The organism is Paenibacillus sp. lzh-N1 (assembly GCF_002872435.1).
Classification (GTDB): domain Bacteria; phylum Bacillota; class Bacilli; order Paenibacillales; family Paenibacillaceae; genus Paenibacillus; species Paenibacillus polymyxa_C.
Window position 1 is genome coordinate 3,878,818 of the sequence record NZ_CP025696.1, and the last position, 24,677, is coordinate 3,903,494.

21 protein-coding genes are annotated in these 24,677 nt (G+C 46.4%); 18 read left to right on the forward strand and 3 right to left on the reverse strand.

The features are described 5' to 3' along the window. The first annotated feature begins 12 nt into the window (after positions 1-12). The 4 genes from C0638_RS17470 (at position 13) to C0638_RS17485 (ending at position 2,791) form a co-directional block, all read left to right on the forward strand. Positions 13-834, forward strand: a complete 822-nt coding sequence (locus tag C0638_RS17470; protein WP_025675465.1) for a hypothetical protein — start codon at positions 13-15, stop codon at positions 832-834. Positions 835-910: 76 nt separating this feature from the next. Further along, on the forward strand, positions 911-2,026 hold the full coding sequence (locus tag C0638_RS17475) for an aminopeptidase (protein ID WP_013371870.1): 1,116 nt from the start codon (positions 911-913) through the stop codon (positions 2,024-2,026). Between the two features lie 91 nt (positions 2,027-2,117). Beyond that, positions 2,118-2,360: an HPr family phosphocarrier protein gene (locus C0638_RS17480; protein ID WP_013371869.1), complete on the forward strand. Its 243-nt coding sequence runs from the start codon at positions 2,118-2,120 to the stop codon at positions 2,358-2,360. A 140-nt stretch (positions 2,361-2,500) separates the two neighbouring features. Next, the gene (locus C0638_RS17485; protein WP_007431028.1) at positions 2,501-2,791 is read left to right on the forward strand and encodes an Fpa/YlaN family protein; all 291 of its coding nucleotides are present in this window, start codon (positions 2,501-2,503) and stop codon (positions 2,789-2,791) included. A gap of 229 nt (positions 2,792-3,020) precedes the next feature. Here C0638_RS17485 and cax read toward each other — a convergent pair whose 3' ends face one another. After that, positions 3,021-4,091 carry a calcium/proton exchanger gene (cax, locus tag C0638_RS17490; protein ID WP_013371868.1) on the reverse strand — a complete coding sequence of 357 codons (1,071 nt, stop codon included), beginning with the start codon at positions 4,089-4,091 and terminating at the stop codon, positions 3,021-3,023. A gap of 191 nt (positions 4,092-4,282) precedes the next feature. On the opposite strand from cax, the gene C0638_RS17495 reads away from it, so the two are divergent. Continuing rightward, a complete protein-coding gene (locus C0638_RS17495; RefSeq protein WP_013310912.1) occupies positions 4,283-4,648 on the forward strand; it encodes an Asp23/Gls24 family envelope stress response protein in 366 nt (121 codons plus the stop codon). Positions 4,649-4,876: 228 nt separating this feature from the next. Here the strand turns inward: C0638_RS17495 and ftsW are convergent, their stop codons facing one another. Further along, positions 4,877-6,139, reverse strand: coding sequence for a putative lipid II flippase FtsW (gene ftsW, locus C0638_RS17500; RefSeq protein WP_040103401.1), 1,263 nt, complete (start codon positions 6,137-6,139; stop codon positions 4,877-4,879). 248 nt (positions 6,140-6,387) lie between these two features. Between ftsW and C0638_RS17505 the strand changes: the two genes are divergently transcribed. The 9 genes from C0638_RS17505 to C0638_RS17545 all read left to right on the forward strand — a co-directional run bounded on the left by C0638_RS17505 (position 6,388) and on the right by C0638_RS17545 (position 15,616). Continuing rightward, positions 6,388-7,593, forward strand: a complete 1,206-nt coding sequence (locus C0638_RS17505; RefSeq protein WP_040103402.1) for a M20 family metallopeptidase — start codon at positions 6,388-6,390, stop codon at positions 7,591-7,593. 84 nt (positions 7,594-7,677) lie between these two features. After that, positions 7,678-8,106: a CBS domain-containing protein gene (locus C0638_RS17510; protein ID WP_013371865.1), complete on the forward strand. Its 429-nt coding sequence runs from the start codon at positions 7,678-7,680 to the stop codon at positions 8,104-8,106. A gap of 159 nt (positions 8,107-8,265) precedes the next feature. After that, entirely contained in the window at positions 8,266-10,089 is a 1,824-nt protein-coding gene (locus C0638_RS17515; protein WP_058710385.1) for a DNA repair helicase XPB, read from the forward strand. 6 nt (positions 10,090-10,095) lie between these two features. Next, positions 10,096-12,081, forward strand: coding sequence for a helicase-associated domain-containing protein (locus tag C0638_RS17520; protein WP_058710384.1), 1,986 nt, complete (start codon positions 10,096-10,098; stop codon positions 12,079-12,081). Positions 12,082-12,188: 107 nt separating this feature from the next. Further along, on the forward strand, positions 12,189-12,629 hold the full coding sequence (locus tag C0638_RS17525) for a YlbF/YmcA family competence regulator (RefSeq protein WP_013371862.1): 441 nt from the start codon (positions 12,189-12,191) through the stop codon (positions 12,627-12,629). A 34-nt stretch (positions 12,630-12,663) separates the two neighbouring features. Beyond that, positions 12,664-12,924, forward strand: a complete 261-nt coding sequence (locus C0638_RS17530; RefSeq protein WP_058710383.1) for a YlbG family protein — start codon at positions 12,664-12,666, stop codon at positions 12,922-12,924. 228 nt (positions 12,925-13,152) lie between these two features. After that, positions 13,153-13,590, forward strand: a complete 438-nt coding sequence (locus C0638_RS17535; RefSeq protein ID WP_013371860.1) for a hypothetical protein — start codon at positions 13,153-13,155, stop codon at positions 13,588-13,590. A gap of 203 nt (positions 13,591-13,793) precedes the next feature. Further along, entirely contained in the window at positions 13,794-14,711 is a 918-nt protein-coding gene (locus C0638_RS17540) for a selenium metabolism-associated LysR family transcriptional regulator (protein WP_058710382.1), read from the forward strand. Positions 14,712-14,746: 35 nt separating this feature from the next. Next, complete coding sequence (locus tag C0638_RS17545; protein WP_058710381.1) at positions 14,747-15,616, forward strand: PHP domain-containing protein; 870 nt, start codon at positions 14,747-14,749, stop codon at positions 15,614-15,616. A 92-nt stretch (positions 15,617-15,708) separates the two neighbouring features. Here C0638_RS17545 and C0638_RS17550 read toward each other — a convergent pair whose 3' ends face one another. After that, positions 15,709-17,457, reverse strand: a complete 1,749-nt coding sequence (locus C0638_RS17550; protein WP_058710380.1) for an Rqc2 family fibronectin-binding protein — start codon at positions 17,455-17,457, stop codon at positions 15,709-15,711. Positions 17,458-17,687: 230 nt separating this feature from the next. Between C0638_RS17550 and C0638_RS17555 the strand changes: the two genes are divergently transcribed. From C0638_RS17555 to C0638_RS17570, 4 genes are all read left to right on the forward strand, one after another. Next, positions 17,688-20,486: a calcium-translocating P-type ATPase, SERCA-type gene (locus C0638_RS17555; RefSeq protein WP_058710379.1), complete on the forward strand. Its 2,799-nt coding sequence runs from the start codon at positions 17,688-17,690 to the stop codon at positions 20,484-20,486. A 109-nt stretch (positions 20,487-20,595) separates the two neighbouring features. After that, the gene (gene dapF / locus C0638_RS17560; protein WP_013371855.1) at positions 20,596-21,426 is read left to right on the forward strand and encodes a diaminopimelate epimerase; all 831 of its coding nucleotides are present in this window, start codon (positions 20,596-20,598) and stop codon (positions 21,424-21,426) included. A gap of 158 nt (positions 21,427-21,584) precedes the next feature. Then, complete coding sequence (locus C0638_RS17565; protein WP_058710378.1) at positions 21,585-22,610, forward strand: hypothetical protein; 1,026 nt, start codon at positions 21,585-21,587, stop codon at positions 22,608-22,610. A gap of 156 nt (positions 22,611-22,766) precedes the next feature. Beyond that, the gene (locus tag C0638_RS17570) at positions 22,767-24,653 is read left to right on the forward strand and encodes a bifunctional homocysteine S-methyltransferase/methylenetetrahydrofolate reductase (protein ID WP_025675483.1); all 1,887 of its coding nucleotides are present in this window, start codon (positions 22,767-22,769) and stop codon (positions 24,651-24,653) included. Positions 24,654-24,677 lie beyond the last annotated feature (24 nt).

Genomic DNA, 24,677 nt, shown 5'->3' on the forward strand with positions numbered 1-24,677 from the left:
AAGCAATGGGTAATGCGGGGCTGTATGTTTCTGATTATATGTGTGTTAAGCGGTTGTGCACTGGATCGGCAATATACTCCTGAGCAGATTTTTAGAAGAGCTGTTGCAGGAATGGCTGGCAGAGAGAGGATAACGTTTATCGGACAGACTAGAATCAGAACTGACGGCCTGCCTACGACTAAACAGTTTGAATATCGCGGGAAGCTAAAAAATCACGATGAACTAATCATGCACTGGGGATCTGCAGAGGCTTTGCGTAAGCAAGGCGACTATGTAGCACTGAAAGAAGATAAGTTTGAGCCTGGTGTTACACATGAACGGTTTCTTCGTCAAAATGGAAAATGGATTGCGCTGACATCTGGGGATACTTCTATGGTTCAAAATGGCATGTTAAATCGCTTCAATCCGATACAGGAGCTTGAGGAATTAAACACACTGAATAAGAGCATTCGTATGGAAAAGGGAGCTGCCCGGGGAACTTGGATGGTGAGGATTGAACCAGAACCTGCCTCAGCAAAGCGTTGGTTGAAAGAACGTTTAATGGAAGAAATGAATACGTTAAATCCTCAAATCAGGATATTAAAAACGCAGCATACAAAAACGAACCAAGAGCTGCAACAAAAGCTGAGTCAAGTATGGAAGCAGAGTTGTGAGGATATGAACAATCAGCTGGAGCATTCCAATGTGCGGACTGTGTACCATTTAACTATAGACCGCCAGACGGGTTTGCCTTTAAAGCTGTCGTCAGAATGCCGAATTTCCCGACAAGTTGCGAATGAAAAGCTGCACCAAGAGGCTCTGATAACCAGAGTTGCTTTTGAGGACTACAAGTAACGGAGCGGGCATGATACAATGGGATTTGAATTAACCGTTGTTCAAAAAGAGCGAAATAAAGAAGGAGAGACACTACATGAAAGATCCTAGAATACTTAAGCTGGCGGAAAATCTGGTAGGTTACTCTGTTGAAGTGCAGCCTGGAGAAAATGTATTGATCGAAATGATTGGTACAGAGCGTGACTTGCTTAACGCCATCATTCATGAAGTTGGTAAAAAAGGCGGAAATGTTTTTGTTCAGCTTACAGATCGTAAGGTGCAGAGCGCTATGCTTCGCAATGCAACAAAGGAAATGCTGGAAACTTGGGCTGAAATTGACCTCAACCGGATGAAACAAATGCACTGTTACATCGGAATTCGTGCAGGCGAAAATGTAAATGATCTGTCAGATGTACCGGAAGATAAAATGAAAATGTATAATTCCATTTATCAGCATGCGGTACATAGCGAACAACGAGTGAAACACACCAAATGGGTAGTGCTGCGTTATCCGAATGACAGCATGGCTCAATTGGCCAATATTAGCACTGAAGCATTCGAAGATTTTTATTTCGATGTATGTAACCTGGATTACGCGAAAATGGACAAGGCTCAAGATGCATTGGCAGACCTGATGAACCGGACAGACAAAGTACGAATCAGCGGTCCAGGTACTGACCTAAGCTTCTCTATCAAGCAAATCGGAGCCATTAAGTGTTCGGGTCAATGCAATATTCCGGATGGCGAAGTATATAGCGCGCCTGTACGTGATTCAGTTAACGGAACCATTAGCTATAATGCACAAACCCTATATAATGGAATTACCTTTGAGAATGTTAAATTCCGTTTTGAAAATGGTAAAATCGTGGAAGCGACAAGCAACGATACCAAGCGGTTAAATGATATTCTCGATTCCGATGAGGGAGCACGCTATATTGGCGAGTTTGCCATCGGGTTTAACCCACACATTTTACACCCAATGAAGGATATTCTGTTTGACGAGAAGATTGCTGGTAGCTTGCATTTTACACCAGGTCAAGCTTATGAAACGGCGGATAACGGTAACCGTTCTTCGATTCATTGGGATTTGGTATTGATCCAGCGTCCGGAATATGGTGGCGGTGAAATTTATTTTGATGATGTTTTAATCCGTAAGGACGGTATTTTTGTGCTGCCTGAGCTGGAGCCGTTAAATCCTGAAAACTTGAAATAACGATATCTGTTCTTGCTGAGAAAGCGATTTCAATGTATCATAATGAATGAGCATTGATATATGAAAATCCAGTAAAGCGAGGGATCTCACTATGTCCAACAATAATGCGGCGGTTGTTGAAATTGCACAGACGGCGAGCAAATTCACTTCTTCCATCGTCCTTCATTCCGAAAATAAGTATATTGATGTGAAAAGTATACTGGGCTTGTTTACGACCTTGGTCAGCAGTCACAGTTATGAGCTGCATGTTCACGGGCCTGACGCCGAGGAAGCCAAAAAAGCGATTATTGAGGTGTTCCAGAAGCACGGGCTGCACATTTCAGTAGCCACCTAACTTATTGAGGAAGCAAAAGCATCCCTACCTGTAACTGTAGGGATGCTTTTTTTGTCAGGTTCTTGTATTAGCCTGCAATTTGGTCTAATATTAAGGTTAGGACGTCTTGTGCGACATTGAGACATAGGGGGGAAGAATCCATGACTTCATCTGATTTGCAGGAACAATTGAATATCAAGGCCATTAATCTGCTTCAGGAAGATGCAGATAAAATAAAGAAGCTTATTGAAGTACAGATGGAGAATCTGGCAACCCGTTATTGCCCTCTCTATGAGGAAGTGCTGGATACTCAGATGTACGGATTTTCCAAGGAAGTGGATTTTGCGGTTCGCGCCGGACTTCTTCCGGAAATGGTAGGTAAACAGCTGGTCAGTGAGCTGGAACGCAATCTGGCTATTCTATATGAGGCCATGAATAATAAGGCTAATTAGGAAGACGGTTGAATTGATGAGAGCATGCGAAGTTTGGAGCATGCTTTTTTTGATGCCATTTTTTAAAAAGAGGATGAGAGGTTGCTTTTTAGCGTTCACCTTTGCCCTTGAATTTTAACAGCTTACAGGATTATATCGTCTTAAAAATTCAAGGGCAATAGTGATCAGAAGATTAAATAAAACGCGAAGCAATCACTACAATTTAATCTACATTTTAAAACTTTGGAAGCTACACAAGGAAGAAGGATACACCTAACAATACATACACTACCAGCAGCATAAGTCCCTCATACCAGTTGGTTGATCCGTCCTGGGTGATGGATTTGGCGATAAATACAGCGACGGCAATGGCTACCAATTCAATGGTTGTGAAAACAATATTCATCGTGTTTCCCATAAAGTAACTGACAAAAATCAGCACAGGGGCAACGAATAGGGCAATTTGTAAACTGCTGCCGACAGCAATTTCAACAGATGCACCGATTTTGTTCTTCATAGCCAGTAAAATGGCAGCGCTATGTTCGGCCGCATTACCAATAATAGCGACAAGAAATGCACCCACGAACAATTCGCTGAGTCCAAATTGAGTCGTAAATACTTCCAGTGTACCTACCAGCCATTCGCTGACAAAAGCGACCATAACGGTAGCGAGTACCAAATAGGCAATGGATTTATTTCTAGACCATACAGGGGCATGCTCATGCGGCAATTCTTCATCTTTTTGTTCGGTCACGTCAGCTAAATAGTCCTTATGCGTAATCATAGAAAAAATAAGCCAAGCAATATACGCGACAATAAGGGTGCCTGCAACGATAAGACTGAGTGTATCTGACTCGCTATCCGTGATCACATGCGTGTTCAGAAAGACAGCTGGAACGAACAAGGCAATAACAGCCACAATCATCAGGGAGCCACTTAATCCAGCCAGCGATATATTGAAATTTTGTACTTTATATTTCAAACCGCCAGCGAACAGACTCGCTCCGAGCACCAGCAGCAGATTGCCGATGATCGAACCGGTAAGACTGGCCTTTACCATATCGTAAAGACCTTCTTTGACGAGAAAAATGGCGATGATCAGTTCGGCTGCGTTACCAAAGGTGGCATTTAAGAATCCACCTAAACGTTGACCAGCATAATGAGCAACACTTTCAGTCGCCCTACCGAGAAAACCGGCTACGAATACAACAGAAATCGCACAAATGACAAATTGGGCTATGGCATTCCAATGTGTGTAATGAGCGACTGCACTAAGAGCAAATGTCGCTATAAGCAAAGCGGGAGATAACCATTTTTTCAATGAAGAGCACCTCGATATCAATAGTTGTGTACAAGTTTGGTGAATACTGTCACTTGTATGGATTTTCTAAATTAATATACCCAAAATGATATAGGTTGTAAACGAACGATGTTTTTATACGTAAGGTTTGCATTTGGAGTGGCTGAGGCTTTACAATACAAATAAAGGATGGATGAAGGGGGACATAGGTCATGGCAGAGCAAATTCAACAACTGGAAGCAGGAAACATCAAGATTTCCAACGATGTCGTAGGAAAAATTGCCGGGATGGCCGCATTAGAGACACCAGGCATTGCTGCAATGTCAGGCGGCTTATCGGAAGGCTGGGCCAAAAGGCTGAGCGGTAAAAATGTACAAAAGGGCGTATCAGTGGAGGTTGGACAACTGGAAGCTGCCATTGATCTACGTATTATCGTGCTCTACGAAACACCTATTCATGAGGTGTCCCGAATTCTTCAGCAAAATGTGCGAGAAGCCGTCGAAAGTATGACGGGATTGCGGGTCGTGGAAGTGAACGTAAAAGTGGAAGGTGTCGCCTTCAAGGACGATGCAGTGTAATAGACTCATCACATGCTAAATGGACATTTTTCACCAATGGTATAGATGCTGGGAATTCCCTGCGATAATCCGAATAAGTTACACGAAAACTGGTGGTTATAAAACGCCAGTTTTCGTTTTGTGAATCTGCTGGATAACATTTTGCAGACGGACCTGTAGTTATATACATATACAAAAAAAGAACTTCCAATGCCACCGTGGTTAGTGGCCATATGGAAGTTCTTTTTTTTAGCGGTAACGGTTGGTTCTACGAGTTTGAAAGCGAGTAGGGACTTCATTACGGACAGTTACCCCTGTAGTGCGTTCTTGCACTGCTTGTTTGGTGTTCTCACGAGAAATACTGAGCATGATGCCCATGGAGAACATCATAACAAGCAGGGAGGAACCACCAAAGCTAATAAACGGAAGGGTTACGCCAGTGATTGGAATCGTTTGGGTTACTCCGCCGATATTAATGAAGGCCTGAATGGCGATCAAACCCATGATGCCAGTGCCCACCAACGTTCCGAACGGATCATGGCAACGCAGAGCAATGAGCATGCCTCGCCAAATGAAATACAAATATAACATTAGGAAAATGGCTGTTCCGATAAATCCAAACTCTTCACCAATGACAGAAAAGATAAAATCATTAAATGAATTGGGCAAATAATGAAGCTTGATAATGCCTTTACCAAATCCTGATCCGTTTAAGCCGCCTTCGCCAATAGCTTGCAAAGACTGCACCAGATTGTATCCCGTTCCTTGTCTATACTTCTCAGGATCAAGAAAGGCTTGAAAGCGTCCGATTTTATAATCTTGCTTGGCAGCAGTAGCTTGTCCATTTGCGCTTTCGGAATCTCCTCCAAACAATGACCCAATACCAAATACGATGGAAGCGCCTAACACGAGCAGGATGATTGATGCGGTAATGTGTTTGACGCTGGCTCCCCCGGCATAAATAATCAGGCCACTGGTGGCTACCAAAATAAAGCAGGAGCCTAAATCTGGTTGAAGCATGATGAGTCCTGCGACAGAGCCTACAATGACAGTTACAGGTATGTAGCCAGTCCGCAAATCTCTAAATCGATCTCCTTTTTTGACAATCAGCGCGGATAAGTAAAGAATGATGGAGATTTTTGCAAGTTCCGTTGGCTGGAAGCCAATACTACCAAATCTGAGCCAGCTTTTTGCACCATTCAGAGAGCCTGTAAAAAGAACGATGATTAGCAGTAATATGGTTATGAAAAATAAAGGCACAAAAAGCTTTTTATATTTTTCCATCTTAATATTCATAGCTACCAACATAATGAAGAGTCCAAGTACAGCAAATGCGGCTTGGCGCTTCACAAAATATAAAGAGTCAAAATTGTATTCTTTATTCAGCAGAGCTACGCTGGAGCTGGAGCTAAATACCATGATTACACCGAATCCAACCAGCAACAAAGTGAGGATCAGCAATTGGAAATCCGGTGTCCCTCTTCTTCGAGTCTCCGGCTTCGTATTTCTCATATCAGCTTCCCCCGGTATTCGCCGCAAGGTACATTCCTCGCAGACGTTTATCATTTTATCGTTTATCCATTTTATCATAGTATGTTTGATAGGCTTCTGCAACCATCTGGAGCAACAGATATCACAACAATTCCATATCTGCTACAATAGGATAAAAATAAAGACTTGAGAGAAACGGCGCATACGTGGTAAAGCTGCATGATTTATCGGAAACTTGCCCGATGTTTTAAAAGGAGAGGTGGAACATAATGACACAACAGGCGATGGACCAAACCTGGTTCGATCAATTACAAGAAAACATGGTAGAGTGGCGTAGACATTTACATAAGAATCCCGAAATTTCTTTTCAGGAAAGTAAAACTGCCGCTTTTGTAGCGGATAAGCTAGAAAGCTGGGGATTAGATGTTCGTCGACAGGTAGGGGGACACGGTGTTGTAGGTACCATTCGTGGTGCCAAACCTGGACCTGTTGTTATGTTGCGCGCCGATATGGACGCTCTTCCTATTCAGGATGAAAAGGAGTGTGAATATCGCTCCACCGTGGATGGGGCCATGCATGCTTGCGGACATGACGGACATACGTCCGTATTGCTTGGGACAGCTTACTATTACAGTCTGAACCGCGATGAGCTGGAAGGAGAAATCCGATTTTTGTTCCAACCTGCGGAAGAATTGTTGCCTGGAGGTGCGGTCAATGTAATCAAAGATGGTGTACTGGAAGGTGTGGAAGTTATTTATGGCATCCATTTATGGACACCATTCTCGGTCGGGACCGCTGCGAGTTGTGCAGGGCCGTTGATGGCGGCGGCCGACGATTTTTATATTGAAATTGCAGGTAAGGGTGGGCATGGTGGTATGCCCCAATCTACAAATGATAGTGTGGTGGCAGGCTCAGCTCTTGTTATGCAACTGCAGAGTATCGTAAGCCGTTCAGTCGACCCGTTAAGTCCTGCTGTGTTGACGGTGGGAACCATCGAAGGGGGCTCTGCGCAAAATATAATTGCGGAAACCTGTCGCTTGAGTGGAACCATTCGTACGTTTGATGAGCAGACCCGGACGGTCATGAAGGAGCGACTGCATGAGGTAACTGAGCTTACAGCAGCAACATATGGGACATCAGCAAAGATTCGTTACATTATGGGATACCCGCCAGTTGTTAATGATGCCCGAGAAGCAGCTCGCTTTTTTAAGGAAGCCAAGCCTGTGTTCGGCGAGGGGAATGTACAGGAAGCGCCGAAGTTGATGCCAGCAGAAGATTTTGCGTATTATTTGGAACGTGTACCAGGTTGTTTTATGTTCGTAGGGGCGGGTAATCCGGCCAAAGGAGCAATTTATCCGCACCACCATCCAAAATTTGATTTTGATGAGGATGCCATGATCAACGCAGTTCGTCTGTTTATTGCCATGTCTACCGGATATGCTGCTGAATGCAAAGAAGGGGCAATTAACGGCTAATACGAGCTAAATTGGGAACGGTCCAATCTGGAGTATGAGCTGAATGAAATGGGGTACCCTACTCTTGAAAAGGAGGGAGTACCCATGAAAAAGGTTCAGGAAGTTATGACTAAAAAATGTGTAACGGTTACCCCGCAAGACAATATTTACGAAATAGCGGTCAAAATGAAAGACAATGATACTGGCTTTATCCCAGTTGTGGAAAGCGAAGGCAGTGATAAGTTGATCGGTGTAGTAACAGACCGTGACCTTGTAATTCGCGGCTACGCAGCTAAAAATTCTGGTTCTGGTTCGGTGGATACGGTAATGACAACAGGTATTCGTACAGCCAGTGCTGACATGTCAGTGGACCAAGCAGCTGAACTGATGGCAGAGCAGCAAATCCGTCGTTTGCCCGTGACGGAAGGAGACCGTCTGATCGGGATTGTTTCGATCGGGGATTTGGCTGTTCGAAATATTTTTGCAGACAATGCTGGAGAGGCGCTTAGCCAAATTTCCGAGCAGGTTCACTAGAAGGATAATAAAGTAGGCACCAGTTTGGGACGGTTTTTATCCCGAGCTTCTGATCAGGAGTTCAACCCGAGTGTGGGTTGGACTCCTTGCTATTCCGGTTGATCTGCGAATAAACGGATAAGCTATTATTATAGAACTTTTGAGTGCCAGGAGGTAGTCATGAATCCAGATCATCCTTGTATTGTACAACGTGATTTTACCGTTTTGCTGGAAATGGGTTTGCCTGATTCGGAATGGGCTCGTTCACAGTTGCAGATTTATGCGGAGCTGGTAAAAAGTCCGTCCGCTTTTCATACATATCACATCACTCCATTGTCGCTCTGGAACGCAGCCGCTCTCGGGTGGAGTGCTGAGGACATTCAAAATAGTTTGCACTCTATGTCCCGTTGGGATATTCCGCGTGATTTGTTGAAGGATATTGAACAGCTTGTTTCTCGTTATGGGACGTTGACGCTGTCACGGGCGAGTGCAAAAGAAGAACAAACTTACGGCACAGATACGATTGACGCGCATCGTGATGAGCAAGAGTCAGACAGAGATACAAAGGCTAGGAAAGCCAACACATACACAATAGGTGATCACTTGATCTTGGCAGTAGAGACTCCAACTTTACTGGATGAGTTATTGAACAAGAAAGAGCTAAAACAGCTTGGTTTGCTTCGCACCAATGAGACAAGCGCATCCGTACCGCCCGAAAATCGTGGCTTGCTCAAGCAGGAATTAACTCGCTTGGGATATCCCGTTGTGGATACGGCAGGTTATCTTGAGGGGAATCTGCTTCGTTTTACCTTGGGGAAGGGACAAACGGAGTTGCAGCTTCGTGATTACCAGGTGAAAGCTGCTGATGCATTTGAAGGCGCAGACGGCTTAGGGGGGAGTGGTGTACTAGTGCTCCCATGCGGAGCCGGAAAAACAGTGATCGGTATGGCAGTGATGAATCGACTTCAGTGCGAGGTGCTTATTTTAACTTCTAATACTATTTCTGTGCGGCAATGGATCGAGGAACTGAAGCAAAAGACAAATATTCCTGTCGATTCTATTGGGGAATACAGTGGTCAGAAAAAGGAGGTGCGACCGATAACGGTGGCAACCTACCAGATTTTGACGCATCGGCGCACCAAAGACGGAGAGTTTGAACATATGAAACTGCTGAGTGAGCGGAAGTGGGGACTCATTATATATGATGAGGTACATTTGCTGCCTGCGCCAGTATTTCGAGCCACGGCCGATATTCAGGCTACCCGTCGTTTGGGATTAACAGCTACGTTAGTTCGAGAGGATGGGTGTGAGCGGGATGTGTTCTCTTTAATTGGACCCAAACGGTACGATATGCCGTGGAAGGAACTGGAGCGACAGGGCTGGATTGCTCAGGTCGATTGTGTAGAACTGCGTTTGCCCATGACCGCTGACCTTTTGGAGCAAAGTATGCGTGCTGAAGGCAGACAGCAATACCGAATTGCAGCCGAAAATCCGGCTAAGATGGAGGCAGTACGCAGTCTGGTGGAGAAACACAAGGGGATACCAACACTTATTATTGGTCAATATTTAGACCAGTTACGTAAATTGGCTCAGGAGCTGGACGTCCCACTGATTACGGGTTCCATGACTCAGAGCGAGCGGGTGCGTTGGTTCGATGCGTTTCGCAAGGGTAATATTCAAACCTTATTAGTATCCAAGGTAGCAAACTTTGCAGTCGATTTGCCGGATGCAGCAGTAGCGATAGAGGTATCGGGCAGCTTTGGCTCCCGTCAGGAAGAGGCGCAGCGACTTGGCCGCATTTTACGACCAAAGCCAGGCGACAATAAAGCTTATTTTTATGCATTAGTGACGGAGAACAGTAGAGAGACGGATTTTGCAGCACGTCGTCAGCTGTTTCTGATTGAACAGGGCTATGAATATGCGATTCGCAGGTTTGATGGGACGATGGCTGGCAGAAGCCAGGAGGATGAGATTGAAGATGGCGGAAAGAAAAAGGAGGCCTAACCAAGGATGGACGTAACGAGTACGCAAGGCAACTGGAATGAGCTTTCAGCGGATGAGCTGCTGGTGCTTAGACGATGCTTTGTCCGGTATGCGGCACAGCCTATGAAGGAAGAGGAGCCTATGCAGCTTACCCAAGGTGCCTTAAGCGGAGTCGAAACAAAACTGGCACTGCATGGGCTTCGCTCTCGGGGGTGGCTTGAGGCAGTCACCAAATCGTGGGGCGAACGGATTTTATATATTCCGGTTGATCAACTACCCGCTCTGTACGATATGTTGTTAGAGCAAACTCCAATGAACGGGATACATACAGATCATCCGATAACGGTATATGAAGCAATGACAGGACTGGAGTCAGAGTTACTGCATGTGTTGTCACGTATTGCGATACAGGGAGTTCCTTTGACGGCCAAAGGAACCATACATAAACGGTCATTGCAAAAATTGAATGAACTGACCCCCTTTCGTCCGGAGGACCTGGAGGGACTTGGGTTGCATTATGCGCATGCCGAGCTATATCCAGTACAAACGGTGGTAATGATCGATTTACTACTCAGTTTGGGGCTGTTAGTGAAAGAAACAGTGTCTTTTCGCATTCAGGAGGCGGAACTGGCGACATGGATTCGTTTGTCTGCTGGGCAAATGCGCAAGCATATTTTTGACACCCTCATGGAGAGGTACGGCAAGGCTGAAGCGCCTATGCAGCATTTTCGCTATATGCTATGTGCCGTCTCGCAGTATGGAGGAACAGATGGATGGATATCTATTCAGTATCTGCTGCAATGGATGCTTCAGGTAGGATTAATACCGCAGAATAGTTTAAGTAGAGATGATTCTACGAACAGTGCCTTTATAGATATTGTTCCTACAATCGCAAATCTCAAAGGGCTTGAGGACGAGACGGTATCTGATTTTAATTTCAATGGATCTTTTATGGAAGATATAATGGGTTGGTTGAAGGCCCTGACGGCTTTTGGAATGGGGGATTGGGGTCAGACTACATCAGGCGAAATCTGTTTTCGCTGGAATGTCTCTGTGACAGATCTGCTTCGTCCCTATAATGACGAGGATACACATCAAGAACAAGGTGCCTTTTATGTGCAGCCTGATTTTGAAATACTGGTGCCGCCAGATGTCGCATATGATGTGCGCTGGCGATTGGAATGCTGCTGTGAACGTGTGACAGGAGACCGGATGGTAGTGTATCGGATTACCAGAGAGAGTATTACAGAGGCAATCGAGCTGGGCATGGAGGCCAAGGAGATTCCTGCTCTTTTGGACAAGTACAGCCGGACAGGTGTGCCAGAACATGTACGGCTGGCAGTAGAGCAATGGGCAGGCAATGTCGGACGAACGGCTTTTGCGACGGTAACACTTTTGCGATGCGGTACTCAGGAGGATGCGGACATGGTTGCGCGTCATCCTGCACTTGAAGGACTACTGGAGCGACTCGGCGACAAAGATTTTATGATCCCGGTACACTCTGCTGACAAAATACGAAAAGCACTCGCTGCAATTGGATTAAGTCCGCGTCTTGAACCGAAAAGTGCGGATGAGCCAGCTCACCATTATCCACTTTTGACGGAGACAGAGAACCTAGATGCAGGCCGTTCCCTATTTTCACAAGAGGGAAGAGCTGGTCTGGTTTACACAGGGCGCACGTTGCATTTTTATGAACAAGAGCACACCCTGCCTGACCCGTCTGACTATTTTCCAGAAAGATCTACAGTACCCTCTTCATGGACAAAAGAATGGAGGAGTTACCATACGTCCACTTCCAGGCAGTTGATGGAGCAAGCGATCCGTTGGCAGGCGGCGGTGGGATTGCGAATCAGTGGGAAAGAGGTTAAATGGATACCGGAATCGGTGGTCTCTGGCGATCCCTGGAGTGTCACAGGCTGGTACGCCTCAGGAATGGATGAGGAAACACCTTCTCGTGCGACCTTGCAGCCAAGTGATTGGTCCGATATGAGGCTGTTGGTTCCTTTTACATAGTCGTGTCAGGAAGTACATGAAACTCCTTCTTCTCAAAAGAAGGATGTGGTATGATAAATGAGTCTACTTTTATTGGGTAGAACTTTATATAAAGTGAGATGACATTCATGAGCGTAGCCGAATTGAACACGGTCAATATGGCAGAAGTGCTTATTAACGCCTATGAATTGGGCGATATGGTCAACCGGTCCTTTGAGGTATCGGATTATTTATATTGGAAGCAGCGTGTGGAATTGAACCCGTCTATTCAGGCGTGTGTCCGCAAGCTGGATGCCAAAAAGGAGCTTTTCGCTGAAACGGAGCGTTTTGGGCATTTTCATCCCAACTATCATGAAGCGAAGGACGCAGTGCAGGCCGTTGAACTGGAGCTGGAACAATTTGAGGCTGTTAAGGAGTTCAAGCGGGCCGAAAAGGCGTTGGATGATATGCTTCATGCCATGTCTGAAACGATTGCATATTCCGTGTCCGAGACCATTAAGGTGCCGAGCAACGACCCAAATGTGAAAAAGGGCGGATGCGGCAGCGGAGGGAAATGCTCCTGCGGATAGGCCATAGGAATGATACGGAGGGGAGATGAAGCGAATGTTTGCCGAGCGGACAGGGTACATCATTTGGGTAAGCGATATTAAGGCTGCCCGCAATCTGGAGAAATACGGAAATGTCCACTATATTTCAAAGCGTATGCAATATGTAGTTATATATATGAATGCGGATCGGGCAGAGGACACCGTTAAAAATATTCGCAGACTTTCCTATGTACGTAAGGTTGAGCGCTCTTTCCGAAACGAGATTAGGACGGAGTACAACGACGATAAGGAAAAGATGAAAGAATATGAAATATAAGTTTTTTGTCTATACATCGCAATTTTCTTAAAAAAGGTCAGCCTACGGGCTGGCTTTTTTTGTGAAGCCAGGACTTTTGCATACCTGACCTTAATGCTGTTAGACCTAAAAAATCTTTAAAAAACACCCATAAACTTCAATTTTGTAACTTGTAGTCCCGGGTCTGTTGAGGTAACATATGAATATATTGGTAGATATAAAGACCTATCTGGTGGGGAGAGTGATCCCGTGCGTGACAAGGCAATGCAGCGATGGAGTACATACGAACCGTTCTACGTGGAGATGGGCGATAAGAAAGTCGCCGATATCGTGATTACAAATCATGCGAAAACACGTTATTTAGATCGGGTAGAGCAGAAACAGTCCGAGACGAATCATATCGCCGCCTGGCTTTGGGAGTGCCTGAAGCAAAACAGGATGGAGTCCTACTATCATAATGAAGAGGATGTATATTTAATTGATGGTGATCTGGTCGTTGTCGCCGAATTTGGTGAGTTGCCAGGTGAGATGGACATTGCGGGGAATCCGCTTCATAAGATGATTATTATTACCTTTTTGGGTCGGATGTCAGAGACTATCGAATTAAGGGACTTGAAGTCCTACTATTCATGGCTACGCCATTCACGGCGCATGACACTGATGAAAAGCACTCGTAAGCAAAAATAGACGGTGATTTGACGGACGGTTCCATTAGAAAGCGGGCACATTGACACCGTCGAGTTTGAGTAGAAGTATGCAGTTATCAGCTGCATGCTTTTTTATTTTGCAAGCATATAACTCCCCATTTCGGTAAGTTTACTCGGTAATTGTTCGCCAGACGTTTTTCTTATGTTAAAATAAGAAGATCAGAGGGGAGAGGGCTGGTCAGTATGAACTTTCATCAGCTGCACATTTTTTATACCGTAGCGGAGCGCGGAAGCTTCTCGGTGGCGGCGCAAGCGCTGCATATGACGCAACCTGCGGTGACGATGCAAATTCAGTCTTTGGAAGATTATTTTGGCACGAAGCTGCTGCACCGATCGACTAAAAAAATTGAGCTTTCGGAGGCAGGAGCGACATTACTGCCTTTTGCAAAAAGAAGTATGCAACTGATCAGGGAAGCTGACGAAGCGATGTCTGCTTTTACTCACATGCTGGAGGGAAGATTGCATATTGGTGCCAGCCTAACGATTGGTGAATACATTGTGCCAAGAATGCTGGGACCGTTTGGTCAAGAGTACCCTCACATACGCATGGCAATGAATGTAATGAATACGACTCAAATTATGGATGATATACTAAAGCACCAGTTGAATTTAGGGCTGATTGAGGCCCCGGTTCAACACCCGGATATTGTGGTGGAATCTGTGATGCAGGACGAACTGAAGCTAATTGTTCCTTCGGGGCATGTGCTGGCCAAGGCCAAAAAAGTAGTTTTAGAAGATGTATTCAAGCATCCCTTTGTAGCCAGAGAAAAAGGTTCTGGTACACGCCAAGTCATAGAAGACGGGCTGAAAAATCGTGGTGCGGATGCCTCTCGACTTGATATTGTAATGGAGATGGGCAGCACTGGAGCGGTCAAATCAGCGGTAGAGGCAGGACTGGGGATTACTATGCTGTCACCTTCTTCAGTCAAACATGAGGTTGCGCTCGGGTTATTGAAAATTGTAAATATTTCAGATATTACCTTCAAACGAGAATTTTATGCAATTCATTTGAAATCAGCGTTGTTGCCGATCCCGGTAGTCACTTTTCTGTCTTACTTGCGTCGTCATGATCAGGGAATGGACGTATTCGAGGACTCGTAGGACAAGCTTTAGAGATGAAGAGGAGGAGAATCTACATGAAGGAACAGAATAATTTGCAACGATATGATCTACATACACACACCCAAGCATCTGACGGTATGCAATCACCTGCTGATAATGTGCGCTGGGCGAAGGAAAAAGGGCTGGCCGGTGTGGCTATTACAGATCATGATACGGTGGCCGGTTTGGAGGAAGCCTTGGAGGAGGGAAGACGCATTGGGATGACCGTGGTGCCGGGTGTGGAAATCAGTACACGTGCTGGCGGCAAAGATATTCATATATTAGGTTATTTTATGGATTACCGTAATAAAATGTTTTTGGAACGGTTGGAAAAGCTGAGACAGGCGCGGGATACCCGTAATGATTTGATTTTGAGTCAATTGCGTAGCTTGGGCGTGGAAATCACGCTAGATGAGGTGGTGGCTACAATGGGCAGACCACTAGCGCCGGATGAAAGTATTGGACGTCCGCATATGGCAGATACCCTGGTTCAAAAAGGTTACGCGAAGGACATGCGGGATGCGTTTGATCGTTACTTGGCAGAAGGTGCGCCCGGATACGTGTCTGTACCCCGTGTAGAGCCTGCGGAGGCTATAAGATGGATTCGTGAAGCAGGAGGAGTGCCTGTAGTGGCCCACCCTGGCTTGTATGGAAATGACGAACTGGTGTGCTCCATAATAGAGGCAGCGAAGCCTGTAGGGTTGGAGGTGCGCCATTCGGATCATGATGCTGAGGCCGAGAGACGATATACTGCAATGGCGCTGCATTATGGGCTTATCTCAACGGGCGGCTCGGATTTTCACGGTGCACGCCAAGGTGTGATTTTCCACGGCGATCTGGGTAGCCGTAGTGTGGACGGTCAGGTCGTCGAGGAGTTGAGAAAGGCTGCTGTTGGACAAAAGTAATGAAAAAGCCCCTTGCCTACCGCATGGAACACAGAAGTGTACCGTGCAAAGGACAAAGGGCTTTTTATGTGGATTCCATATGCTAGTGGAACCTAGCCGTTTTTGATGCGATTCGGCAGCTTTTTGACCAGTTCCTCATCAGGTGTGATAAAGAGCGTACGCTGATGATCGTAGATGACAAAGCCGGGCTTCGCTCCGCTGGGCTTGCGTACATGTCGAATCAAGGTGGCGTCTACAGGTACGCTGCTGGACTGCTTGGCTTGGCTGAAATAGGCAGCCAGCTGAGCTGCTTCCTCCAACGTCGCGTCTCCGAATTTCTCGGCACGAATAACGACGTGTGACCCTGGAATATCCTTTGTATGCAACCACGTGTCATTGGGTCCGGCCAGTCGGTTGGTCACATATTCATTCTGCAAGTTATTTTTGCCAACCAGTAGCTCGATGCCTTCGGATGATGTATATACATGCAAGGTCGGACGGTCATTTTTCTTCTTTTTCTTTCCTTTTTTAACCCGATCTCTAAGATAGCCCTGCTGAACCAGTTCTTCACGTATTTCCTCAATGTCGTTGATAGAGGCATGGGCTAGCTGCTGAAGAAGATTGTCCATATAACGAATTTCTTCGTGTGTCTTCTCGAGTTGTTCGTCTATGACAGCCAGGCTATTTTTATATTTGTTGTACTTTTTAAAATAACGCTGTGCATTATCTGAAGGGTTGAGCAGCGGGTCCAATGGAATGGTGATCGCACTCTGTTCCTCGTCATAAAAGTTAGTGAGTGTTACTTCCTTGTCACCCTTTTTTACCTCATGCAGTGAAGCGAACAGCAGCTCTCCGTAAATCCGAAATTGATCGGCATCTTCTGCTTCGGCCAAATCTTGATGGAGATGATCGAGTTTTTTTACGTTTTTGCTCCGCTCGTTTTGCAGAAACCGCAGTAGGTCGCTAACCTTTTGCTTAACCGTGTCCCTTTCTGCCTTTTCGCCGAAAAAGTCCTCCATACACTCACTGATGGTAGCGTATTCCTTACGTTCTCCTTGGATCAACGTCAGTGGGATGGCTGAAAATATTACTTTATCTTGTGCGTTCAGTCCAGATACCGGCTGAAAATGATGATTCCGCACGTCATCCATGATGTCACTGAATGCCCTCCACAGTCGACGATCCTTGTCACCAGAAGCTTCTTCATTAGATGCTCGGATTAGTATCTCTTCAGCAATGAGGGGACTAAGTCCGGTAAAAGTGTTCACAATCCAGCGTTTGGGAGCTTCTTCCGTCTCAATGGCTGCTTGATACGAGGAAAAGAAGGCTGCTTCTTCGACTTCTAGTGGATCTAGCTTGTTTTGTTCAGGAGGCTCTGTGTATTGAAAGCCTGGCATAACGACCCGATAGCTGCTGATAGAGGGTGTGACATGATGAATGCCATCCAGCATCACACCTGTTTCCGGGTCAAGCAAAATAATGTTGCTATGTCTACCCATTACTTCAATAATAATGCGCTTAAATGAAATATCCCCCAGTTCATCACGCTGACGTATATCCATATGAATTATACGCTCCATGCCCACCTGCGTGATGTTCTCAATAATGCCTCCTTCGCAATGTTTGCGAAGAAGCATACAAAACATGGGAGCTTCTGTCGGATTGAGAAAGCTTTGTTCTGTAAAATGTACACGCGGAAATGTCGGATTAGCCGACAGCAACAGTTTTACACTCCCACCTTGTGCCCGCAGGTTCAGCACGATATCGCGTTCGTTTGGCTGATGTATTTTATTAATGCGCCCGCCCCGGATGGCTTGCAATTCGTGTACGATAGCGCGGGTTACGATTCCGTCCAATGCCATAATGTATGTTCTCCTTTGAAGCAAATGTATTTTCGCCTTCCTTCTATGATACATAACTTTGGGACAAAACTTAAGCGGCTTTGTGATATTTCGAGTCCTGTCCGAATAGATTGAATCAAGAAAGTCTGTCCAGCATATCAGCAATCGTGGCACAAAAATATAATAACGGGCAGCCATCCTACGCACAACCGACGGAAACGGACTATCTGACCGGGAGGGAATTGGGGAGAATGGAACAAGCACACTGGCACCAATTAAGCAATGAACAGCTTTCAACTAGTCTGGAAGTCGACCCGAAGCAGGGTCTTTCGGAGGAGCAGATTGCGGAACGAAGAGAAAGGACGGGATGGAATGAGCTGAGCGAGGGCAAGCGTGTTTCGGCAATTTTGCTACTGCTCAACCAGTTCAAGGATTTTATGATGCTTGTATTGATGGGAGCGACCCTGATATCTGGCCTACTCGGTGAGTATTTGGATGCGATTACCATTATTGCCATCGTTGTGCTAAATGGAATTCTCGGCTTTGTGCAGGAATTCAGAGCTGAACGTTCATTGCGAGCTTTAAGACAGCTTTCTGCTCCAACCGCCAAAGTGCTGCGAGGCGGTAAACGAATACATGTTCAGGCCAGAGAGCTGGTTGTGGGAGATATCGTGCTGCTGGAAAGTGGTGATCGTATCCCTGCAGATGTAAGGTGGTTGAGTACAAACGGCTGTGATGTCGAGGAGTCTGCCCTGACAGGTGAATCGGTTCCGGTGAGTAAGCATTGCCGCCCTATTCATGCCGCCGAAGTACCTCTTGGGGACCAAAAGAACATTGGTTTTATGGGTACCATGATGACCAGAGGCACCGCACAAGGCGTGGTCATTCGCACAGGCATGACTACCGAAATGGGGAAGATCGCAGACTTGATCGAAAATACGGAGTCGCAAGAGACACCGTTGCAGCACAGACTGGAGCAATTGGGAAAAATCTTGATTATCGTGGCGTTAGCGCTAACCGTGCTCGTGGTCGTAGCGGGCATTTTGCATGGTCAGCCAGCTATGAACATGTTTTTGGCCGGCGTGAGCTTGGCTGTGGCAGCTATACCAGAAGGATTGCCCGCAATTGTAACCATTGCCCTCGCTTTGGGTGTACAGCGTATGATCAAACGCAAGGCCATTGTGCGCAAGCTGCCTTCCGTTGAAACGCTCGGCTGTGCGTCTGTCATTTGCTCTGACAAAACGGGCACACTGACCCAAAATAAAATGACAGTCACCAAGCTTTGGCTGGATGGTCGTTTCTGGGGAGTTACCGGGGAAGGTTATGATCCACACGGTCATATTATGGACAGGGATCTTCCGGCCGACCTAAAAAACGGACAATCCTTGCGTAGATTGCTGCAAGCCAGTGTACTTTGTAACAATGCGGAAATTGTTCAAGCTGACATAGATGAGCTGCGTTCGAAAAAGAAAACCAAAGAGCCAACGCCTTCCGCTGTGTGGGAGCTGAAAGGTGATCCGACAGAAGGAGCGCTGGTCACGTTAGCTGCAAAAGGCGGAGTCACGCGACAAGGCCTATATGAACTGTATACACGGGAGCGAGAATTCCCTTTTGACTCGGATCGGAAGCGGATGTCGGTACTCGTACGCCACCAGGGAGGACATATTGTATTTGCCAAAGGAGCGCCGGACGTGCTACTGGGTCAGTGCTCTTACATTTTATGGGAAGGGAATGTCGTTCCGCTAACGGGTACGCTGCGCCAAAAGGTATTGGCAGCCAACGAAGGTATGGCATCAGAGGCGCTGCGTGTACTTGGTGTCGCTTACCGTGACATCCGCTCGCATGAACGTGTCTCTACGGCTGAGGAGGCTGAAGAACAGCTGGTTTTTATCGGCCTGACCGGCATGATTGATCCGCCACGCCGCGAGGTTCGCGAGGCCATCGGCAAGTGCCGTCGTGCTGGCATTCGCACCGTGATGATTACGGGTGATCATGGCACAACTGCGGAGGCCATTGCACAGCAGCTGGGTATTCTCCAACGCGGCTCACATGTGTTGACGGGACAGCAACTGTCTCTCATGGATGATGCGGCGTTGGATAACGTTGTGGATACCGTCTCCGTGTATGCGCGGGTGTCGCCGGAACACAAGCTGAGAATCGTCAAGTCGCTGCAAAGACGCGGACATGTCGTAGCTATGACCGGAGATGGCGTCAATGACGCACCAGCGATCAAGGCATCGGATATCGGTATTGCCATGGGCATTACAGGAACAGACGTGACTAAAGAAGCGGCTGCACTTGTACTGAGTGACGATAATTTCTCAACGATTGTAGCGGCAATTGAGGAAGGCCGAAATATTTACGAGAATATCCGTAAATTCATCCGTTATTTACTCGCCTCCAATGTTGGTGAAATTTTGACGATGTTCTTTGCCATGATGGCTGGGCTACCGCTGCCTTTGCTGCCCATTCAGATTTTATGGGTAAATCTGGTAACTGACGGTTTGCCGGCGATGGCTCTGGGTGTGGATCAGCCGGAAAAGGATCTTATGGAGCATAAGCCTCGTGGCGCAAAGGAAAATATTTTTGCGCGTAGACTAGGCTGGAAAATCATTAGCCGCGGTCTGTTGATCGGCTTATGTACACTTGCGGCCTTTTGGTTGACATTACGGATTGCTCCGAATGATGCAGGGCAACTGATCAAAGCACAGTCGGTTGCATTTGCTACGTTAGTGCTGGCGCAGTTAATTCATGTATTTGATTGCCGCAGCTCCCGTTCCGTTTTCCACCGTAATCCGTTTCAAAATAGTTATCTCGTGCTTGCCGTACTGTCCTCCATTGTACTGATGCTGGTTGTAATGTATGTGCCTGTGCTGCAGCCTATTTTCAAAACGGTACCCCTTGGTTTACGTGAATGGGCACTATCTATTGTCGCAGCTGGAATTCCAACGTTCCTGATGGGAGCGGGAAGTGTATGGGGCGGTCGACGTAACCGTCGGCACGGCGGAAATACACACTTTTCAGCGGGACGTACAAAGTTTTCAGCCTAGAATTTGAGTCATGCGTCTCGCATCGCTTTCCCGCTTTTGCCCTGTATGATATTATGGGATCAAAGCTTCAAGAGGAGCATGAGATCAGCAGCAACGGCGGGGGGAAGCTATGGAATTCACTAAAATGAATGGTCTGGGTAATGATTTTATCGTTTGGTACGGGCATCAGGAATTGCCGTCTGACGCCTCGGAATTAGCTGTTCGGCTATGTGATCGACATTTTGGTATTGGCGCCGATGGATTGGTATATATATTGCCGTCTGACAAAGCAGATTTTCGCATGCGTATCATTAACTCGGACGGCTCGGAGGCCGAGCAATGCGGTAACGCTATTCGTTGTGCTGCCAAATATGTGTATGACCGTAAGCATATCAACCGTGAACAGATTACGATCGAGACGCTGGGTGCAGGTGTGCAGCAGGTTGAACTGACTGTTGAAAACGGAGCTGTACGAATGGTGAAGGTAGATATGGGGGAGCCAATTCTGGAAGGGTTGAAAATTCCAACTACACTCGATCTGACTAACGTAATTGATGAGCCTATTGAAGCTGGAGGAAGTGGTTTTCGCTTTACGGCTGTATCTATGGGAAATCCGCACTGTGTCATTTATGTTGAGGATGCGCCTAGCTTTGATCTGGAGGCCTGGGGACCGAAGCTGGAGTGTCATCCATTGTTCCCTAAAAAAACAAATGTTGAGTTCGCCACGGTACGAAGTCGGAAGCATATAGATATGAGGGTATGGGAGAGGGGAGCTGGACCTACGCTAGCCTGTGGAACCGGAGCCTGTGCTACGCTTGTTGCTTCTGTACTAAATGGATACAGCGACCGCCGCGCCATGGTAAGCCTAAAGGGCGGCGATCTGGATATCGAATGGAGCGAGGATGATAATCACATTTATATGACAGGGCCGGCTGAGATTGTGTTCGAAGGTCGTATATAGAAGTGAGGGTGAAGAAGACCTTAGCAGGTCTTCTTTTTTTGCCTTTTTATGCCGCTGTTTACTAGGATTATGGTGAACAGAGCGATATTCTGTCTTTTTTTGACGTCTGAACGATGTATAATATAGAAAATGAGAAAACGATAAGGAGGCCGTTCATAGTGCGGAAATTTCGTTGGGTATCAGCAGTTGCAATCCTCATTCTTATAGCCACCGCGCTTCCGGTTCAAGCGGCGACTATTTCTGCTGCCACAGAAACGACGGACAAGCAGGTTGGCTCGCTAACTCCGACAGTCGTAAGCCGTTTAGAAAAAGCAGTACAAGAACTTATCGGTTCAAAAACTGCATTTCAATTTGACGATGTAACGGATATGGGGAAAACCTGGATTGTCGAAGGTGAATTGGAAGATGGAACAGCTACGTTACAGACAGAATATAATAAAGAGAAAAATAGAGTAGATTCTACAACCATACGATATAAAATAAGTAGTTTGGGAAAGGCGATGAACGCGCCACTCAAGACAAAAGTATTAAACAGCGCCAAAGTGTTTGACAGCAAGCGCCCCTTACAATTTGAAGCATTCTGGCGAGTCAAATCTCCTTATCAGTCCAACAAGCCTTCAAATTACTGGGTATTCTGGGGGGCAGGAGAAAAAGCTTCCTCATTGTATGTTGATGTGGATCAAGGTAATGCTATTACCGTCAATGCGGACTATGCGCTGAAGCAGGTGGATCCTGTGTTACTGAACCGTGCAATGAACACATTTAAGCGAGTGAGTGGACAGCGAATCACAGTGCAGCATGTCTCACGGTACAAGGATGAGAAAAAGGGGCTTTCTTATTGGTCGTTCGAGGATGCAAGCGAGGCGAATGAAGTCAAAATTGGTGCGGTAACCGGCAAAGTACTGGCTGTGTCCACCTCTGGGATGGACTGGGATGATGATGCAGATTTCAAAAAATCTTTTACAAGTCCCAAATATACTGCCGCCGAAGCATTGAAGCTGGTCAAGCCTAAGGTTCAGCTGTTGTTTAATATCAATGTGTCCGGCTATAAAGTGAAAGTTCAAGGAAATCAATATACGTTCTCCAAGCAGCAAAAGGGGACGGATTCTATTGTGGCTAAAGTAAATAAAAAAGGGACTTTTTACGAGTTTTCTCTCCATTCTTCTGATGGGAAAATGCAATGAAAATGTAGTGGGAAATAGAAAATGATCAATCAAGTTGCTTCACTCCTGATATCATATTATCGGGACGTGAGGCGGCTTTTTTTGTTTTTGGCTTATGTTTGTAGTCTCTTTATGTTACATTAGTATGAAAATAAAGAGCGGGGTGGAGCAGAGGACATGAAACCGGATTTGCGTACTGTGCTGAATCGTGAAATTATTGTCGGAGACGGCGCTATGGGGACTTTTTTGTCCCAGCTAGGATTTCCAGTAAATACGTCTTACGAAGAGCTGAACATTACTTCGCCTGGCGTCATATCAGACGTGCATGGTCAGTATTTAAATGCAGGAGCACGATTGCTGGAGACGAATACATTCTCTGCAAATGATTATAAATTAGCCCGCTTTGGATTGGAATCTAAGGTAGAAGAAATCAATCGTGCTGGTGTGAGGATTGCCAGGGCTGCGGCTGGACCCGAACATTATGTAGTAGGTGCGGTCGGTTCCATATGCGGAGGCAAACGTCTCAGCATATCCAAGCTAGAGCTGTCAAGAAACTACGAACAGCAGATTGATGCTCTTCTGTCCGAAGGGGTTGACGGCATTTTATGCGAAACGTTTTATTCACTGGACGAAATGCGCATTGCGCTTCACAGTGTACGTAAATACAGTGACATTCCGGTAATTTGTCAATTTGCGGTTGACCAAATTGGTCGTACCCAAGATGGATTTTTAATGGCACAAGCCTTTTCAACACTGCGTAGTGAAGGAGCTGACATCCTCGGGTTTAACTGTCACTCCGGTCCACAGGGAATTATGAGTGTAATGGAGCAACTGGACGGTCCCTTGTCTGTACCACTGTCTGTATATCCGAATGCGGGATTGGCAGATTATGTGGACGGTCACTATGTATACGGTGCATCACCTGAATATTTCGGAGAATGTGCTACGTCCTTTGTAGATCTCGGTACGAGACTGATTGGTGGTTGCTGCGGAACGACACCAGACCATATTGCTGCTATTTCCAAAGCTTTAAACAATTTGAAACCGCCCCCGTTGGCTCCAAAAGAAACCTTTTCGACGGAAGTCATTCATGTGGTGGAGCAGACAGCAGATGAAGGGGGACGAGGAAATGGCAGACATACCAGCGAACCCAACATTGTGGATCTGGTTAAGGAACGGCATACGGTTATTGTAGAGCTGGACCCTCCGCGAGATCTCGACATTACCCGGTTTATGCAAGGTGCGCATGCCTTGAAGAAAGCCGGAGCCGATGCACTTACACTTGCTGACAATTCGCTCGCAGTCACTCGTATGAGCAATATGGCGCTTGGGCATCTGGTTAGTATTGAAACAGGCTTGCGTCCATTAATTCATATCGCATGTCGTGACCGTAATCTGATTGGTACGCAATCCCACATGATGGGTTTTGACGCACTGGGTATTGACCATGTACTGGCGGTTACTGGAGATCCAGCGCGATTCGGTGATTTACCAGGCGCCAGTTCGGTGTATGATATGACATCGTTTGAAATCATACGCATGATCAAGCAACTAAATGATGGTGTCGCATTTTCCGGTAAGCCACTCAAGCAGAAAGCTAATTTTGTGGTGGGAGCTGCTTTTAATCCGAATGTTAAGCATTTGGGTAAAGCCGTACAGCGGTTGGAAAAGAAAATTGCCTCCGGGGCCGATTATATTATGACCCAGCCTGTTTACGATCCCGAGCTGATTACAGCCATCGCAGAACAGACACGGCATTTGGAGATACCGATTTTTATCGGTATTATGCCGCTGGCTAGTGGCCGCAATGCAGAATACTTGCACAATGAAGTGCCAGGCATTCAGTTATCCGATGAGGTGCGTGCACGCATGTCGGGGCTGGAAGGCCCGGAAGGACGAGCTATGGGCGTGTCTATTGCCAAGGAGCTGCTTGATACGGCCATGGAACATTTTAATGGGATCTACTTCATGACTCCTTTCATGTTCTATGAAATGACAGCTGAGCTGACTTCATATGTGTGGCAAAAATCAGGCCGAGCACAGGCCCCCTTGTTTCGACTATAATAATCAATTACAATAGTATAATGG

What these genes read in the sequence shown, in the direction of transcription:
- C0638_RS17470 (WP_025675465.1), top strand. Translation starts at nt 13, where the DNA reads ATGCGGGGCTGTATGTTTCTGATTATATGTGTGTTAAGCGGTTGTGCA.
- C0638_RS17475 (WP_013371870.1), top strand. Translation starts at nt 911, where the DNA reads ATGAAAGATCCTAGAATACTTAAGCTGGCGGAAAATCTGGTAGGTTAC.
- C0638_RS17480 (WP_013371869.1), top strand. Translation starts at nt 2,118, where the DNA reads ATGTCCAACAATAATGCGGCGGTTGTTGAAATTGCACAGACGGCGAGC.
- C0638_RS17485 (WP_007431028.1), top strand. Translation starts at nt 2,501, where the DNA reads ATGACTTCATCTGATTTGCAGGAACAATTGAATATCAAGGCCATTAAT.
- C0638_RS17495 (WP_013310912.1), top strand. Translation starts at nt 4,283, where the DNA reads ATGGCAGAGCAAATTCAACAACTGGAAGCAGGAAACATCAAGATTTCC.
- ftsW (WP_040103401.1), bottom strand. Translation starts at nt 6,139, where the DNA reads ATGAGAAATACGAAGCCGGAGACTCGAAGAAGAGGGACACCGGATTTC.
- C0638_RS17505 (WP_040103402.1), top strand. Translation starts at nt 6,388, where the DNA reads ATGACACAACAGGCGATGGACCAAACCTGGTTCGATCAATTACAAGAA.
- C0638_RS17510 (WP_013371865.1), top strand. Translation starts at nt 7,678, where the DNA reads ATGAAAAAGGTTCAGGAAGTTATGACTAAAAAATGTGTAACGGTTACC.
- C0638_RS17515 (WP_058710385.1), top strand. Translation starts at nt 8,266, where the DNA reads ATGAATCCAGATCATCCTTGTATTGTACAACGTGATTTTACCGTTTTG.
- C0638_RS17520 (WP_058710384.1), top strand. Translation starts at nt 10,096, where the DNA reads ATGGACGTAACGAGTACGCAAGGCAACTGGAATGAGCTTTCAGCGGAT.
- C0638_RS17525 (WP_013371862.1), top strand. Translation starts at nt 12,189, where the DNA reads ATGAGCGTAGCCGAATTGAACACGGTCAATATGGCAGAAGTGCTTATT.
- C0638_RS17530 (WP_058710383.1), top strand. Translation starts at nt 12,664, where the DNA reads ATGTTTGCCGAGCGGACAGGGTACATCATTTGGGTAAGCGATATTAAG.
- C0638_RS17540 (WP_058710382.1), top strand. Translation starts at nt 13,794, where the DNA reads ATGAACTTTCATCAGCTGCACATTTTTTATACCGTAGCGGAGCGCGGA.
- C0638_RS17545 (WP_058710381.1), top strand. Translation starts at nt 14,747, where the DNA reads ATGAAGGAACAGAATAATTTGCAACGATATGATCTACATACACACACC.
- C0638_RS17550 (WP_058710380.1), bottom strand. Translation starts at nt 17,457, where the DNA reads ATGGCATTGGACGGAATCGTAACCCGCGCTATCGTACACGAATTGCAA.
- C0638_RS17555 (WP_058710379.1), top strand. Translation starts at nt 17,688, where the DNA reads ATGGAACAAGCACACTGGCACCAATTAAGCAATGAACAGCTTTCAACT.
- dapF (WP_013371855.1), top strand. Translation starts at nt 20,596, where the DNA reads ATGGAATTCACTAAAATGAATGGTCTGGGTAATGATTTTATCGTTTGG.
- C0638_RS17570 (WP_025675483.1), top strand. Translation starts at nt 22,767, where the DNA reads ATGAAACCGGATTTGCGTACTGTGCTGAATCGTGAAATTATTGTCGGA.